11 protein-coding genes and 1 tRNA gene are annotated in these 15,387 nt (G+C 64.1%); 10 read left to right on the forward strand and 2 right to left on the reverse strand.

Features of this window, described 5'->3' with window-relative positions:
- Positions 1-12: 12 nt before the first annotated feature.
- Genes rsmA through ACR30Z_RS06575 form a run of 3 tightly spaced genes read left to right on the forward strand, consistent with a single transcriptional unit; the run spans position 13 to position 3,752 of the window.
- A complete protein-coding gene (rsmA, locus tag ACR30Z_RS06565) occupies positions 13-894 on the forward strand; it encodes a 16S rRNA (adenine(1518)-N(6)/adenine(1519)-N(6))-dimethyltransferase RsmA (protein ID WP_144647500.1) in 882 nt (293 codons plus the stop codon).
- Complete coding sequence (locus ACR30Z_RS06570) at positions 891-1,883, forward strand: 4-(cytidine 5'-diphospho)-2-C-methyl-D-erythritol kinase (protein ID WP_434371671.1); 993 nt, start codon at positions 891-893, stop codon at positions 1,881-1,883. The genes rsmA and ACR30Z_RS06570 overlap by 4 nt, the downstream gene beginning before the upstream one ends.
- 36 nt (positions 1,884-1,919) lie before the next feature.
- Positions 1,920-3,752 (forward strand): ABC-F family ATP-binding cassette domain-containing protein, encoded by a 1,833-nt coding sequence (locus tag ACR30Z_RS06575; protein ID WP_434371672.1) that lies wholly within the window; start codon positions 1,920-1,922, stop codon positions 3,750-3,752.
- 142 nt (positions 3,753-3,894) lie between these two features.
- Here the strand turns inward: ACR30Z_RS06575 and ACR30Z_RS06580 are convergent, their stop codons facing one another.
- A complete protein-coding gene (locus ACR30Z_RS06580; protein WP_434371673.1) occupies positions 3,895-4,311 on the reverse strand; it encodes a VOC family protein in 417 nt (138 codons plus the stop codon).
- 129 nt (positions 4,312-4,440) lie between these two features.
- Positions 4,441-5,040, reverse strand: coding sequence for a TetR/AcrR family transcriptional regulator (locus tag ACR30Z_RS06585; protein ID WP_144648062.1), 600 nt, complete (start codon positions 5,038-5,040; stop codon positions 4,441-4,443).
- Positions 5,041-5,316: 276 nt separating this feature from the next.
- Between ACR30Z_RS06585 and ACR30Z_RS06590 the strand changes: the two genes are divergently transcribed.
- From ACR30Z_RS06590 to ACR30Z_RS06620, 7 genes are all read left to right on the forward strand, one after another.
- A tRNA-Gln gene (locus tag ACR30Z_RS06590) sits at positions 5,317-5,388 on the forward strand.
- A gap of 123 nt (positions 5,389-5,511) precedes the next feature.
- Positions 5,512-7,005: a bifunctional UDP-N-acetylglucosamine diphosphorylase/glucosamine-1-phosphate N-acetyltransferase GlmU gene (gene glmU, locus ACR30Z_RS06595; protein ID WP_434371674.1), complete on the forward strand. Its 1,494-nt coding sequence runs from the start codon at positions 5,512-5,514 to the stop codon at positions 7,003-7,005.
- Between the two features lie 2 nt (positions 7,006-7,007).
- Positions 7,008-7,988, forward strand: a complete 981-nt coding sequence (locus ACR30Z_RS06600; protein WP_011774071.1) for a ribose-phosphate diphosphokinase — start codon at positions 7,008-7,010, stop codon at positions 7,986-7,988.
- A 320-nt stretch (positions 7,989-8,308) separates the two neighbouring features.
- The gene (locus ACR30Z_RS06605) at positions 8,309-8,884 is read left to right on the forward strand and encodes a 50S ribosomal protein L25/general stress protein Ctc (RefSeq protein ID WP_144647490.1); all 576 of its coding nucleotides are present in this window, start codon (positions 8,309-8,311) and stop codon (positions 8,882-8,884) included.
- A 123-nt stretch (positions 8,885-9,007) separates the two neighbouring features.
- The gene (pth, locus tag ACR30Z_RS06610) at positions 9,008-9,592 is read left to right on the forward strand and encodes an aminoacyl-tRNA hydrolase (RefSeq protein WP_434371676.1); all 585 of its coding nucleotides are present in this window, start codon (positions 9,008-9,010) and stop codon (positions 9,590-9,592) included.
- Between the two features lie 142 nt (positions 9,593-9,734).
- Positions 9,735-12,467, forward strand: a complete 2,733-nt coding sequence (locus ACR30Z_RS06615) for a LuxR C-terminal-related transcriptional regulator (protein ID WP_434371677.1) — start codon at positions 9,735-9,737, stop codon at positions 12,465-12,467.
- 41 nt (positions 12,468-12,508) lie between these two features.
- A complete protein-coding gene (locus ACR30Z_RS06620) occupies positions 12,509-15,169 on the forward strand; it encodes an AAA family ATPase (RefSeq protein ID WP_434371679.1) in 2,661 nt (886 codons plus the stop codon).
- Positions 15,170-15,387: the final 218 nt, after the last annotated feature.

The raw sequence follows: 15,387 nt of genomic DNA on the forward strand, positions 1-15,387 counted from the left end.
TACGATACCTAGGTGACTGAACCGAATTCCGAACCCGCCGCCGTCGCGCCTTTGCTGGGCGCCACAGACATCCGACGGCTTGCCGAGGAAATCGGTGTACGCCCCACGAAGACCTTGGGGCAGAACTTTGTGATTGACGGCAACACGATCCGCAGGATCGTGGCGGCTGCCAATATCGACGCCGGCGAAACCGTCCTGGAGGTCGGTCCGGGGCTGGGTTCCTTGACGCTCGGTTTGCTGGACGCAGCCAAAACCGTGGTGGCGGTGGAGATCGACCCCGTGCTGGCCGAAAAGCTGCCCGAAACCGTGCGTACATGGCGGCCCGAGGCGGAAGACAACTTCCACCTGGTCCTGTCGGACGCCATGAAGGTGACGGAATTGCCTGTGCCTCCCACTGCGTTGGTGGCCAACCTGCCCTACAACGTGGCCGTTCCGGTGGTCCTGCACCTCTTGCAGCATTTCCCCAGCCTCCAGCATGGCCTGGTCATGGTGCAGGATGAGGTGGCCGACCGCCTTGCTGCAACTCCTGGTTCCAAGATCTACGGCGTGCCGTCGGTTAAGGCGGCTTGGTACGGACACATGCGCAAGGCAGGTGTCATTGGCATGAACGTTTTCTGGCCGGCACCGAAGATCCACTCGGGGCTCGTGGCGTTCACCCGCCACGATCCGCCCGAAACCCACGCCACCCGCGAGCAGGTTTTTGCCGTTATCGATGCCGCCTTCGCCCAGCGTCGGAAAACCCTTCGGGCCGCACTGGCCGGTTGGGCCGGAAGCGCTGCAGAGGCCGAGCGGTGCCTTGTTGCTGCAGGCGTCGACCCGACGGCGCGCGGCGAGGTCCTGGACATCTCTGCCTACGTCAAGATCGCCGAAGCCCGCCACCCCGTGGACGCATGAACCCGGGCACCCGCAAGCCAAGCAGCCTCCCCTTCGTGGGGGAGCGCTTTCATGCCCGGACGGTCCGGGTCAAAGCTCCCGGGAAGGTCAACGTCTCCCTGAGCGTCGGGCCGCTCCGGCCTGACGGTTACCACTCGGTGGCCAGCGTCTACCTTGCCGTTTCCCTGTACGAGGAAGTGGCGGCCACCAGCACCGAGGCTGAAGGAATTACCGTCAGCATCAGCCCCGACAGCACGCTGGACCTGGACGGCGTCGACATCCCGTTGGACGAGCGCAACCTCGCCTACAAGGCCGCAGCCATCATGGCGGAGATGTCCGAGAAACCAACCGGGGTGCACCTCGAAATCACCAAGCGCGTGCCGGTGTCCGGCGGCATGGGCGGGGGCTCGGCAGACGCCGCAGCAACCCTGCTTGCCTGCGATGCCCTGTGGAACAGTGGTCTGTCCCGCGAAGAATTAGCTCATCTGGCAGCCGAGCTGGGTGCCGACGTGCCGTTCTCGCTCCTGGGTGGCACCGCCGTCGGGCTTGGCGTGGGTGACAAACTGTCGCCCGCCTTGGCCAAGGCGCAAACGGATTGGGTCCTTGTCTTCGCAGACTACGGACTCTCGACACCCGAAGTCTTCCGCACCCTTGATGGACTCCGTGATTCCGAAGGCGTGGAAATTCCCGAGCCCGTGGACGTGGATCCCACCATCCTCCAGGCACTACGCAACGGCGATCCCGAGACTCTGAGCCGGGTGCTCATCAATGACCTCCAGCGCGCTTCCATCACCTTGGCGCCGCAACTCCGTGACACGATCGGACTTGGCGAAGCGCGGGGCGCCCTGGCCGGCATGGTGTCCGGCTCCGGTCCAACCATCGCGCTGCTGGCCAGGGATTCCGTGGCTGCCAGCGTTCTTGCAGATGAGTTGACGCACCGTGGCCACACAGCCCTGGCGGTGCACGGCCCGGTGCCGGGCGCCCGGATCATCTCCGATACCCTCCTTTAGTACCTCCCGCATTCCAGCCTGAGAAAGTAGTACCCATTGGCCCACCTGCTTGGCGGCGAAAACCTCACCGTTTCGTTCGCGACCCGCACTGTCCTCGACGGCGTTACCCTCGGCTTGGAGGATGGCGACCGCATCGGCATGGTGGGCCGCAATGGCGACGGTAAGTCGACCCTCATGCGCCTCCTGGCCCTCCGGTCCACCCCGGATTCGGGCCGCGTCACCAAACGTGGTGACGTCAACGTCGGCTACTTGGACCAAGGCGACGTACTCGACGGCGACCTGACCGTTGGCGCTGCGATTGTGGGCGACCGCGCGGATCACGAATGGGCGGCCAACGCCAAGATCCGCGAAGTCATGGGTGGCCTTGTGGGCGACGTCGATTGGCACGCCAACGTCCATGCTCTCTCCGGCGGACAGAAACGCCGCGTTGCGCTGGCCAAGCTCCTCATCGAAGACCACGACGTCATCATGCTGGACGAACCCACCAACCACCTCGACGTCGAAGGCGTCGCCTGGCTGGCCCGGCACCTGAAGACACGCTGGCGCGCCAACCAGGGCGCGTTCCTGGTGGTCACCCACGACCGCTGGTTCCTCGATGAAGTCTGCAATTACACCTGGGAAGTCCACGACGCCATGGTGGACATGTTCGACGGCGGATACGCCGCCTACGTCCTGGCGCGCGCCGAGCGGGACCGCATGGCCGCCGTCGTCGAAGGTAAACGCCAGCAGCTGGTCAAAAAGGAACTTGCCTGGCTGAGGCGCGGCGCGCCTGCCCGTACCGCCAAGCCGAAATTCCGCATCGAAGCCGCCAACGACCTCATCGCAGACGTGCCGGATCCTCGTGACTCGGTAGCGCTCAGCAAGATGGCCACGGCCCGGTTGGGCAAGGACGTGCTGGACCTAGAAAACGTGACGTTGGACTTCCAAGGCGGCGAGGACGGCCAAAAGCTGTTCAACAACATCACTCTGCGACTTGCCCCGGGCGAACGACTCGGGCTGGTCGGCGTCAACGGAGCCGGCAAGTCCACCCTCCTGAAACTGCTCAACGGTGAGATCCAGCCGACCTCCGGCAAGGTAAAGCGCGGCAAGACCGTGGTCACCGCCGTGCTCACGCAGGACGTCAAAGAGCTGGACGACGTCTCGGATTTGCGCGTAATCGAAGTCATCGAGCGCGAAAAGCGGTCCTTCAGCGTGGGCGGGAAGGAATTCACCGCCGGACAGCTGGTGGAACAGCTCGGCTTCACCAAGGAAAAGCAGTGGACCCCCGTCAGCGATCTCTCCGGTGGTGAGCGACGCCGACTCCAGCTCTTGCGCCTGCTGGTGGGGGAGCCCAACGTGCTCATGCTCGACGAACCCACCAATGACCTGGATACCGACACCCTTGCCGCCGTCGAAGACGTCCTGGACGGATGGCCCGGGACGCTCGTGGTGGTCAGCCACGACCGCTACCTCCTGGAACGCGTCACAGACAACCAGATGGCTTTGCTCGGCGATGGCAAACTCCGTGGCCTGCCCGGGGGTGTGGACCAGTACCTCGAACTGCGTGAAGCCGCCTTGGCGTCGGGCGCTGTTGGTGGGGGATCCGGTGCGCCGACTTCTGCCAGCGGCTCTTCTTCGCCCGCTGCCGCTCCGTCCGGTGCCAGTGAAGCCGAGAAGCGCGAAGCCCGCAAGGACCTCAACAGGATCGATCGTCAGCTTGGCAAGATCGCGCAGCAGGAGGAGAAACTCCACACGCAGATGGCAGCGAAGTCCGAATCCGGTGACTTCGATGCCCTGGGTGAGCTCAACGCCAAGCTGCAGGAGTTGCTGGAGGAGAAAGAGGGCCTCGAGCTCGAATGGCTGGAGGCCGCCGAAATCCTCGGCGAGTAGGGTAGGGGCTGCCAGCGCCGCTCCGCGACCCCCGGTTCCCGACGCTCTCTCACGTCCCGTCGGTTTTGGGGGTCGCTCTCTCACGTCCCGTCGGTTTTGGGGGTCGCTCTCTCACGTCCCGTCGGTTTTGGGAGTCGCTCTCTCACGTCCCGTCGGTTGACGACGCCGGCTCGTAGCCGATGAGCCAACGCAATCCGTGGCGATCGACTACTTGGCCGTCTGACGCACCCCACGGCTTCGGCTCAAGCGGGTCCAGAATTCGACCGTCGACTGCGAGCTTGTCGAACCATTCGTGGAGGACTGCGGGTTCGGCTGCTCCCAGCAACGAGAGCATGGCGCCTTCGATCTTGACGGCCTCTTCGCCATCCGCGGCATCCGATCCACCCAAGGAGACGATTCCGCTGAGGACTCCATGGGCGATGGCCTCGGGAGGCCCATCGGTACGTCCGAAGTCCCGGTACGAATGCAGTGAAAGTTCGCCTCCGAAGACTTCTGCGTAAAAGCCAAGAGCATCGCGAGCTGTGCCGGGAAAACTGATGTAGATCTGGGGCGCCGTCATGAGCAAAGCATACAAACTGACCGGTGCGTTAGGGATGTGAGCGAGCGTTGGGTGGGTGGGGGTGGGATGTGAGCGAGCGTTGGGTGGGTGGGGGTGGGATGTGAGCGAGCGTTGGATGTCACCCGGGGATTAGCTGTCGGAGCGGAGTTCGGGCTCCTTTTGCAACCCGGTCAGCCCGTTCCACGCCAGATTCACCAGGTGGGCGGCAACGGCCCTCTTGTCCGGCTGGCGGCTGTCGAGCCACCATTGGCCTGTCATCGCCACCATTCCGACGAGCATCTGTGCGTACATGGCACCGTCTGCAGCGCTGAAGCCCCGGCGCGCGAACTCGTCGGAGAGCAGGTGTTCCACCCGGGCAGTGACGTGCGAGAGCAGCGTCGAGAAGGCGCCTTCGGGCTGTGAGGGCGGGGCGTCCCGCATGAGGATCCGGAAGCCATCGGTCCGGTCTTCGATGTAGCCGAGGAGTGCCAAGGCGGCGCGTTCAACCAGGACGCGGGGCTTGGCCTCGGTGCTGAGTGCCTCGGTGATGGAGTCCAGGAGGATCCGGAATTCGGTCTCCACGACCTGCCGGTACAGCCCTTCCTTGGAGCCGAAATGTTCATAGATCACAGGCTTGGAAACCCCGGCAGCGGCGGCGATTTCCTCGATGGTGGTGCCATCCAAACCCCGCGCTGCAAAGAGTGCACGGCCAATGCCGATGAGCTGTGATTTTCGTTGCTGCCCGGTCATCCTGACTCGAGCTGCCGGAGCCGTGGGAGCGTGCTCGACGGGGTTGATGATGGCCGCCGTGCGGAGGAATTCAGTGCGCTTGCTCACATGACCATCATGCCCCAGGTGGCCGCAGGAGCGGGTGTTGGATGGGGGCAGTGGTGCGTCGGGGGACCGGTTCGGGTGGTCAAGTCGCGAAGCACGCAATGGTCATGGCAAACTAGATTCTTGTGTGTGCATCCCGGTGATCCGGGAAACCTTCAGGCCCTGCCGTCTGGGGGTGTGAATCATGCACGGTCCGCTCTGGTGTAATGGCAGCACCCCGGCCTTTGGAGCCGTGGAGTATAGGTTCGAATCCTATGGGCGGAACGGTCGGAAAATGCGCTCCACTCTGTACCTGGCAACGGTTGAAACGGTCCCTGGGTCCATTGATGGATGGCAGTATTCCGAAGCCGGGTTACCCGGGACATACCGAGCAAGGAGAGCCAGTACGTGAGCCCCGAATCCACCGGTCCCGCAGCGGTCATTGTTTTGGCTGCAGGCGCTGGAACGCGCATGAAGTCCCGGACCCCCAAGATTCTCCACGAAATCGGCGGACGCTCCATGGTGGGCCACGCTCTCCTCGCAGCCCGGTCCATCAATCCGTTGAAGCTGGCTCTGGTTGTCCGCCACGAGCGCGACCGGGTGGCCGAGCATGTCACGGCCCTGGACCCGGAAGCACTGATCGTTGACCAGGACGAGGTCCCCGGCACCGGGCGTGCGGTCCAGGTCGCCCTCAACGCGTTGGACGCCGGCGCGGAACTTTCCGGCACCGTGGTTGTTACGTACGGCGATGTCCCGCTGCTGACGGGCGATCTGCTCGGCGAGCTCGTCACCACCCACGAGGCTGAGGGCAACGCCGTCACGGTGCTCACCGCCGTCCTGGATGACGCCACCGGATACGGCCGGATCCTCCGCGCCGAAGACGGCACCGTCACGGGCATCCGCGAGCACAAGGACGCGAGCGAGGCTGAGCGAACCATCCGCGAGGTCAACTCCGGCATTTACGCCTTCGACGCTGCGGTGCTCCGGACCGCGCTGGCGAAGGTGACCACCGATAACGCCCAGGGTGAGATGTACCTGACGGACGTCCTCGGATTGGCGCGCGACGCTGCCGGCCGGGTTGCCGCCGTCGTGACTGAAGACCGCTGGCAGGTTGAAGGCGCCAACGACCGCATCCAGTTGTCGGCCCTCGGCGCCGAACACAACCGGCGCATCATCGAATCCTGGATGCGTGCCGGTGTGACCGTGGTGGACCCTTCCACCACCTGGATCGACTCCACCGTCACCCTTGACGAAGATGTCCGTTTGCTGCCCAACACCCAACTGCACGGTTCAACCACGGTGGCGCGCGACGCCGTCGTGGGTCCGGACACCACGCTGACCGACGTCAACGTGGGCGAGGGCGCCAAGGTGACCCGCACCCACGGTTCCGGTTCCACGATTGGTGCCAAGGCGAGCGTCGGCCCCTTCACGTACCTCCGCCCGGGCACTGTGCTGGGCGAGACCGGCAAGATCGGCGCGTTCTACGAGACCAAGAACGTCACCATCGGCCGCGGTTCCAAGCTCTCCCACCTGGGCTATGCCGGTGACGCCGAAATCGGTGAGGACACCAATATTGGTTGCGGCAACATCACAGCGAACTACGACGGCGAGAAGAAGCACCGTACGGTGATCGGCTCAGGCGTCCGCACCGGTTCCAACACGGTCTTCGTGGCTCCCGTCACCGTGGGCGACGGCGCTTACAGCGGTGCCGGGGCCGTCATCCGCAAGGATGTTCCCGCAGGTGCCCTCGCCCTCAGCCTGGCCGCGCAGCGGAACGTCGAAAGTTGGGTTACGGCCAACCGCCCGGGCACCGCTTCGGCGAAGCTGGCCGAGGCCGCACAGGAACTGGCCTCCGCCTCCACATCCTCACAATCCCCGGCAACCACAGAAGAGGGCAAATAGGCATGAGCGAAATTACCGCACACGGAGAGAAGAAGTTGATTCTCGCCGCCGGACGGGCGCATCCGGAGCTGGCGCAGGAAATCGCGAAGGAGCTGGAGACCGAGCTCCTGCCCATCGACGCCTACGACTTCGCCAATGGGGAAATCTATGTCCGTTCGGCCGAGAGCGTGCGAGGCACCGATGCCTTCGTCATCCAAGCCCACCCGGCCCCGCTGAATAACTGGCTCATGGAGCAGTTGATCATGATCGACTCGCTCAAGCGCGCCTCTGCCAAGAGGATCACGGTTGTTTCGCCGTTCTACCCGTACTCCCGCCAGGACAAGAAGGGCCGTGGCCGCGAGCCGATCTCCGCCCGCCTCGTCGCGGACCTCTACAAGACGGCCGGCGCGGACCGCATCATGTCCGTGGACCTGCACACCTCGCAGATCCAGGGCTTCTTCGATGGCCCGGTTGACCACTTGATGGCTATCCCGCTGCTGGCCGACTACATCCGCACCAAGGTTGAAGCCGACAACATCACGGTGGTTTCCCCCGACACCGGACGTGTCCGCGTTGCCGAGCAGTGGGCTGAGCGCCTGGGCGGTGCCCCGCTGGCGTTCGTGCACAAGAGCCGCGACCTCACCGTGCCCAACCAGGCTGTCTCCAAGACGGTCGTGGGCCAGGTTGAAGGCCGCACGTGTGTTCTGATCGACGACATGATCGATACCGGTGGAACCATCTCCGGCGCCGTCCAGGTGCTGAAGAACGCCGGTGCCAAGGACGTCATCATCGCCTGCACGCACGCCGTCTTCTCCGATCCCGCAGCCCAGCGCCTCGCCGATTCGGGTGCCCGCGAAGTTGTGGTCACCAATACCCTGCCGATCCCGGCCGAGAAGCGCTTCCCGTCACTGACGGTGTTGTCGATCGCACCGCTGATCGCCCGCGCCATCCGTGAAGTGTTCGACGACGGTTCGGTCACCAGCTTGTTCGACGGCAAAGCTTAGCCTCGGACTACTGAAGCGGAACGGGCCATCCGTCGCCTCCGGGCGTGCGGGTGGCCCGTTTTTATTGCCCGTTTTCAGAAACGGCGTGATCCGCTGCTAAACTCTTGGGGATACCTTGGCGAGGGAGAGCACATCCGGTCCGCATCAGTGGACCAGGGTTGCGGGTCTCCGTTATCGACTGGGTCTGCATCTCCTTCAACACAGGCGGAACGGCTGCTTAGCGGCCGCCCTCAGCCGGGCGTAGAAGGTCTCCAGACCTCCGCCCTTGCTGATAGACCAGCCCGGACTTTTCCGGGTGCCACAGTAATCAAGGAGTACACATGTCTGAGCAGAAGCTCACCGCAGAACTGCGCACCGAATTCGGCAAGGGTTTCGCCCGTCGCGCACGCATGGCCGGCCAGATCCCGGCTGTCATCTACGGCCACGGCGCAGAGCCGATCCACATCAACCTGCCGGGCCGCGCCACCACGCTGGCAGTTCGCGTTTCCAACGCCCTGCTCGCCATTGACGTCGACGGCGAGCAGCACCTGACGCTCGTCAAGGACATCCAGCGCGATCCCGTAAAGCAGATCATCGAGCACGTTGACCTCCAGACCGTGAAGGCCGGCGAGAAGGTTACCGTCGACATCGCCATCCACGTTTCCGGTGAAGTTGCTCCGGGTGCTGTTGCCAGCCTCGAAGCCACCACGGTTTCCCTCGAAGCCGAGGCAACCCACGTGCCCACCGCCGTCGAGGTCAACATCGAAGGCCGCAAGGCCGGCGAGAGCATCCACGCTTCCGACCTCGAGCTGCCGAAGGGTTCCACCCTGCTCACCGAAGGCGACACCCTGGTTGTCCGCATCGCTGAAGAGGCCGGCGCTGAAGAAGAAGAGACCACGGAAGCAGCTGCCGAGTAATCTTTTGATTGCTTGAGGCTGACGCCGTTGAGTGGCCGGGTCCCTTTCTGGGTCCCGGCCACTTTCCTTTGCCCCCGCCTCAAAGTCCCCGTTGGATCAACGAAGCCTCCCTAGGATGAGACCATGACTGACACCTGGCTGATCGTCGGCCTTGGCAACCCCGGCAATGAATACAGCAACAACCGCCACAATGTGGGCCAGATGGTGCTGGATGAGTTGGCCTCCCGCATGGGCGGCAAATTCAAGGTCCATAAAGCACGCGCCCAAGTGGTGGAGGGCCGCCTGGGCATTGGGGGTCCCCGTGTGGTGCTGGCCAAGCCCATGACGTACATGAACGTCTCGGGTGGTCCGGTTGCAGGCCTGTGCAAGTTCTTCGATATTGCCCCGGATCACGTGATCGCTGTCCACGACGAGATCGACATTCCATTTAACACAGTCAAGCTAAAAATAGGCGGCGGCGAAGGCGGGCACAACGGCCTGCGGGACATCTCCAAAGCACTTGCCACCAAGGATTACCTGCGCGTTCGGGTGGGAGTCGGACGGCCTCCGAGACGCATGGAGACCGCGGACTACGTCCTCCGGGATTTCGCTGCAGCGGAGAAGAAGGAGCTGCCCTTCCTCCTGGATGAGGCGGCCGACGCCGTGGAACTGTTGATGGCACAGGGCCTGCTGGCCGCGCAGCAGAAACACCACCCCGCCAAAGCTTGAGCAAATCTTGAGGAAAGCCTGATCAAAGCCTGACGGTCCCGAGGACCCTAAGGCCTACAAAGTGTGGGCGCCCGACGGTAGTGTGCATGGTACGCAGGGTAAGCGGTGGGGGACTGTCGCGGATGTGTAGCTAAGGATGCAGATGTCGGCGGAGTTGCTAAACAGGAGCGGTGGAGGCGCAGCGAGGGCTGCGGCTCCTGATCTTGTGGGCGGCCCAACAGATCGGCAAACGTGGTCGCTTCTGGCCCGGAGCCATGATCTGTCCAAAGCGGGCAAGTACCTGGAGTCGCCGGAGTCCTACGGAGTAGTCCTGACCGGCGAACGGGGGATCGGCAAATCCGGCTTGGCGCGTGCCGTGGTGTCGTCGCTTGGTCCCAAAGTGCACAGCCTGCAACTGCGCAATACTGTAGCCGGTGGTCAAACCCCCTACGGATGCCTTGGGTTCCTGTTGGCCCGCTTGCCGTCCGAGGCAGTCAGTTCGCCCACCAACATCCTGCACGCCGTCACCAGTCTGATCAGGACTGAAGCCGCGGGCCGGGAGACGGTGTTCATCGTAGACAACGCCGGCGGCATGGACCCCATGAGCACCGGCGTACTGTTGAACCTCATGGCCACAGGCACCGCGAAGGTGGTAGCTACTGTCCAGCGTGCCAGCGACCTCCCCGCCGATTTCCACCGGCTGGTCCTTGAAGGGGAACTCGGCGAGGTCCACCTCAATACCCTCAGCGAGGAACAGACCAAGCAAGTACTTGGCTCGGTCCTCGGCCACTACGTCTCGTCAACGCTGGTGGGTTCACTGCACTCGGCCGTCGGCGGCAACCCCATGCTCCTGCACGCTCTTCTTGAGGAGCTGAGGCATTCGGGCAACCTGGTCCTGAACGACTCCGTCTGGACACTTCGGGACCGGATCAAACTTGAGGGCGCCACGGTGGTGGAGGACTTCGTCCGTTCCCGTTTGGCGCGGGAGCCGCAGGCCAACAGGACCGTCGTCGAAATCCTGGCGTGCGCGCAGCGGGCCACCCTCACGGAGCTCGCGGCCATCTTTGGCACCGAGGTTCTGGTGGACATGGAAGAATCGGCGCTGCTCACCGTTGATCGGTGCGGGGATCACTGGGTCTCGCTCCGGGACCCCTACGTTGGGGAGGTAGTCCGGGGCTGGCTGAGCACCCGCCGCATGCGGGAATTACGGCTGATGCTGCACGGACCCGATGAGCCGGAGTTGGATGCCCTGGCTCCGCAGGACCTGCTGAGCTATGCAGCGTGGATGCATGCCTCGGAGGACGAGCCCACGCCGTCGCCTGCCCATGCACTCGCGGCCGGTCGTGCGGCGTTGGATGACTATGACCCCACTTTCGCCATCCAGTGCACGCAGTCCCTGGATCAGAAAGACGGCGAATGGGTACCCGGGCAGCGCCTGAAGGCCGCCGCCTACCTCATGCTTGACTTGCCGCTGCACGCCGCGCAGGCGTTGGACGAGGTGTCCGAGCCGCAGATGGCCTCCTTGGACCCGATGGAGTTCGCCGAAGTCACTGCGGCAAAATGCCAGGCCATGACGTGGATAGACGGCCGGTCGGCCATGGTGCCGGGAGTGATCTCCGACGGACTGGAGGTGCTCGACGCCATGGACGGGGCCCACCCGGCAGAGACGATGACCAAGGCACGCAATCGTCTCCTTCTTTGCAGCTATGAGTACAACACCTACATGGGCGAGTACGCCTCCATGATCGACGCCTTGGAAGAGGAAGTGACCAAGGACCCGACCGAGGACCGCGAGCACTGGCTCAGGTCCTCTTTCTTCCTGATGGAGGCCCGCTGCATTTTGGGCAGGGAGCTTGAGGCGCAACAGCTTGCGCGGACAGTTTCGCGGCACTTGGGGGATGCGGACCGGCCGGCGCAAATGGAGGAAGCCTTCGCCAGGCATGCTTTCCTGGTCCTGTTGTTGTCGGGACAATGGCGGAAATGCATCGAACTCATGCGCCGTACGCCCTCGAGGTCATCACGCTTGCAGTACCGGGGCGCGCTGACTGAACTGGGTATAGGGCTGGCCTACGCCTACGCCGGCAAGCCAGCCAGCGCACTTGAACCCCTGCGGTCGGCCGTTGCGCAGCTCGAATTGCGTCCGGCCATGAACATGAACAAGGTTGCCTACGCCGCTACCGCCTTCGCCTACGCCCAATTGGGCAATGCCGTTGAGGCAGGCCGGTATCTGGACCTCTACCGGACCTGCAGGGGAGTGGGTACGTATTTCTCCGAATCCGTTGCCGAGTTCTGTGCTGAGATGGCCGGACGGTGGATGGGCGATCGGGAAGTGAAGCAGCGACTCATCGTCCGGGTCCGCAGCGACATGGACAAGCAGCGTTTCACCACTGCGGGGATTTGCCTCTTCGGGGCCACCGTGGAAGGGACGGATGAGGAATACCGGCTGCTGGAAGAGATCGCCGGCCATCGCCAAGGGCAACTCGCCGAGATTTCAGGCAACCTCGCGCGCGGCGCACGGAACAAGAGCTCCCGGTCACTGCTGGCCGCCGCTGATGCTGCAGCGGCCCTGGACCTGCTGGTGGTTGAAGCCAGGTGCGTGGCAATGGCACTGGACTTTGCCCGGGACGCCGGCGAGACCACGGCGGCCAGGACAGCCCAGCTCAGGCTGGAGCGGCTGGAGCATTCGGTCTCGGCGTTGCCCATCCAACCACGCAGCGATGCGCCGGTATTGACCGAGCGGGAACGCCAAATTGCTAAACTCGCGGGGAAGGGTGTCAGCAATCGTGAAATCGCGATGGATATTGGGGTGTCTGTGCGAACTGTGGAGGGCCATCTGTACCAGGTGTTCACCAAGCTGGGTGTTTCGTCTCGAGGCGAGCTCAATGGGCTCCTATGAGGCTGTACCCGCTACATCCGTAAAGCCGGCGCGGGTTGCCCATGCGGGCTGAGCACCTTGTAGGCCGGGATGCCGAACTGGACCTGGCCACGGAGATACTGCGACAGGAAGGCGCGGGGGCCGTTCTCCTGTTGGCGGACCCCGGCATCGGCAAAACTGCATTGGCGGCCGAAATTGCTGCCCGCCTGGCAGGAGAGATGGTGGTGATGCGGGTCCATGGCAGCCCCGCTCTGTCCACTGTGCCCTATGGGGTGTTGGCGCCCTATTTGTTGGACCTCCCTGTGGAGCAAGCGACGTCGCCTGTTGCCATCCTCCGGGAGTTCTGGTCCCAATTCGAGAAGCGGCGGGGCGGGGAGGGTGCGCGCCTGCTGTTGATCGTGGACGACGCCCACGATCTCGATGAAGGCAGCACCCAGATCCTGGCGGAGCTGGTGACGGCTGGCTGGGCGCGGCTGGTGGCCACCAGCAGGCCGAGGCCCGGCCTGCCCCCGGCCTTGCTTCAGCTGTGGTACGACGGACTGGCGGAGCGGTTGGAGCTCCACCCGCTGGACAAGGAAACTGTCACCGAGCTCGCGGAGAAGACCCTTGGCGGGACGGTAATGGCCAGCGTCGCCGACGTCCTGCATTCTGTGTCCGAGGGAAATCCCTTGCTGCTTCGTTGCCTCCTGGACGACTCGAGGGCGGACGGGAACCTGGTCCGTCGTAACGGTGTGTGGTTCTTGACCCGAGCCTTGTCCGGCAGCGGCGAAGGTTTGGCGGAAGTAGTGCGGAACAGGGTCCTCCGGACCAGTGAGGCTGAGCGGGAGGCGTTGTACGTCATTGCCTTATCCGAGCCCGTTCCTGCAGCCGTGCTGGACACGCAGGTAGGCAGGGACACAGTACGGGCATTGATGGACAGCCGGCTGGTGCTCTCTACCAACGGACCGGGCAGTCCCCTCAAAATGTGGCACCCCATGTACAGCGAAGCTCTACGCCAAATTGTTTCGCCTGCCCGGAGCCTGCAGATCCGCCAACGCATGGTGGCGCATTTGCTTGCAGAGCCGCCAACAGCTGAGGGACTCCTCCGAAGGGTGAGCTGGGCACTGGACTGCGGTGCCGACGTCGACGATGAACAACTGCTGCAGGCAGCGTTCCTGGCCGCCAAGCTGCTCCAGAATCCCTTTGCGATGGCCGCCGCCGGCAAGGTCCGCTCGGACGCACTGCGGCCCCGCGCCCGCGCCGTCATGGCTATGGTCAAGTACAACGACGGCGACTTCCGCAGTGCAGTGCGGCTGCTCGAGGAAGACTCCGTGTTCCTGGACGCCGACCCGTCCGGCCCAGTAGGAGCGGGCTTGTTATGGGCGGCTGTGCGGTCGGCTTTAGGGGACTCGTCGGCGGACATAGCAGCCGATGCCCAGGCGGCAGCGTCTGCCTTGATTGGCAGCCGACCCACGACTGACCCCTTTGTCCGTCTTGTCAGCAGGCACGCCCGGGCCATCGGGCTGCACGCCCTGGCCCACGAGGGCCATTATGACGATCTGCGCAAGGGCCTGGAACGGTTTGCGGAGGGCTCCGGTACTGATGAACCGGACAACGTCATGAGCCGCGTCTTCCTGCTGGCCATGCAGTGCGAGCTCCAGACAGTCGAGGGCCAGGCCGTGCAAGCGCTCGAAGCAGGCCGGGAAGCCTTGGCCCTGCTGGATGAGACCGGCAACGACCTCCTGTATTATCCGGATTTCGTGCTGGTCCGTTACGCGCTGGCCGCCTTGGAGTCGGGCGACTGGGTAGCCGCCGGTGACGCACTGGACCGGTATGCTGCCAGCTCGGCCATGGGACTTATCGTCTTTGGCGGTGACATCGAGACGCTGCGAGGCTTGTCGCTGTTACGGCAGGGGCGCCTGGAGCAGGCCACTGCCTTGCTGACGCCTGCCGTCGAGGCGCTCAGCGTCAAGGACCCGCAACGGCTTCGACGCTTGGGCAACTCCCTGGCGTTCTACGCCGCGGCCAAGTCCGGCGCCCTGGACCTGGCTCAGCGCCTTGCCGGCGAGCAGGACGTGGATGCAGCCGGGGGAGCCTACATCGACGCCCTCGCGGAGCTCTATACGCTGGCGGGCAAGGAGCTCCTGGATAAAGGGGCAGGTTTGCCGAAGCTTCGGGACCTCCCGGAATCCGTCCCCGTGCATGCCTTGCCGGGTGTGTTGCTCCAGAACTTGGTCCTTCGGGCGGAGCTTGGAGACCTGGAGTCCATGGAGTCCATCAAGGAAACGGCATCGTCCATGGCCGGAGCCTGGGCAGCGGGCTGGCAGTCGCTGGCTGCGGCACAGTTGGGCGGCGCGGGCCAAGGCTTCGTGAACGCGGGCAACCTGTTGGCTGCTGCCGGAATGCCTGGTCCCGCAGCGGTCGCCTTCGACAAGGCTGCCGTCACGTTCGACGCCGAAGGCAAGCGCCCGGAGGCCCGGCAGGCTGCGGTTCTCCGGGATGTCAGTGAGGCAAGCCTGGGCGACGCCTTGGTCCATGACCCACAGGCGGACGCCGATCGATCCGTGGCGCTAACCCGACGCGAACAGGACATCGTGGCGTTGGCGGTGTCAGGACTGACCGACCGGCAAATCGCCGAGAAGCTCATGGTCTCGGTGCGCACCGTGGAAGGCCACTTGTACCGCAGCTACGCAAAGCTGGGTATCCGCCGGCGTGAAGATCTCGGAGCCGCTGTCCGTCATTGACGGTGCCGGCTTTTGAGTACCTGCAACACCTCCTTGGGCCACTTGTTCCCGGAATCCCGCGGGATTTAACCATTCACTGGAGTAATGCGCGGGTGTTACGCCACCAAACCAAGTAGTGCCCCGTCCGGGGACTGAGTACAACAAAGTATCGGGGCCCCAAAAGCCACCAACTATTCGAGTACCAACTACTGATGTACGCCCTTCGCCACCCCGGCAGT

Origin of the sequence: Paenarthrobacter sp. FR1, assembly GCF_051106045.1 — a bacterium.
In the GTDB taxonomy this organism is placed as follows: domain Bacteria; phylum Actinomycetota; class Actinomycetes; order Actinomycetales; family Micrococcaceae; genus Arthrobacter; species Arthrobacter nitroguajacolicus_A.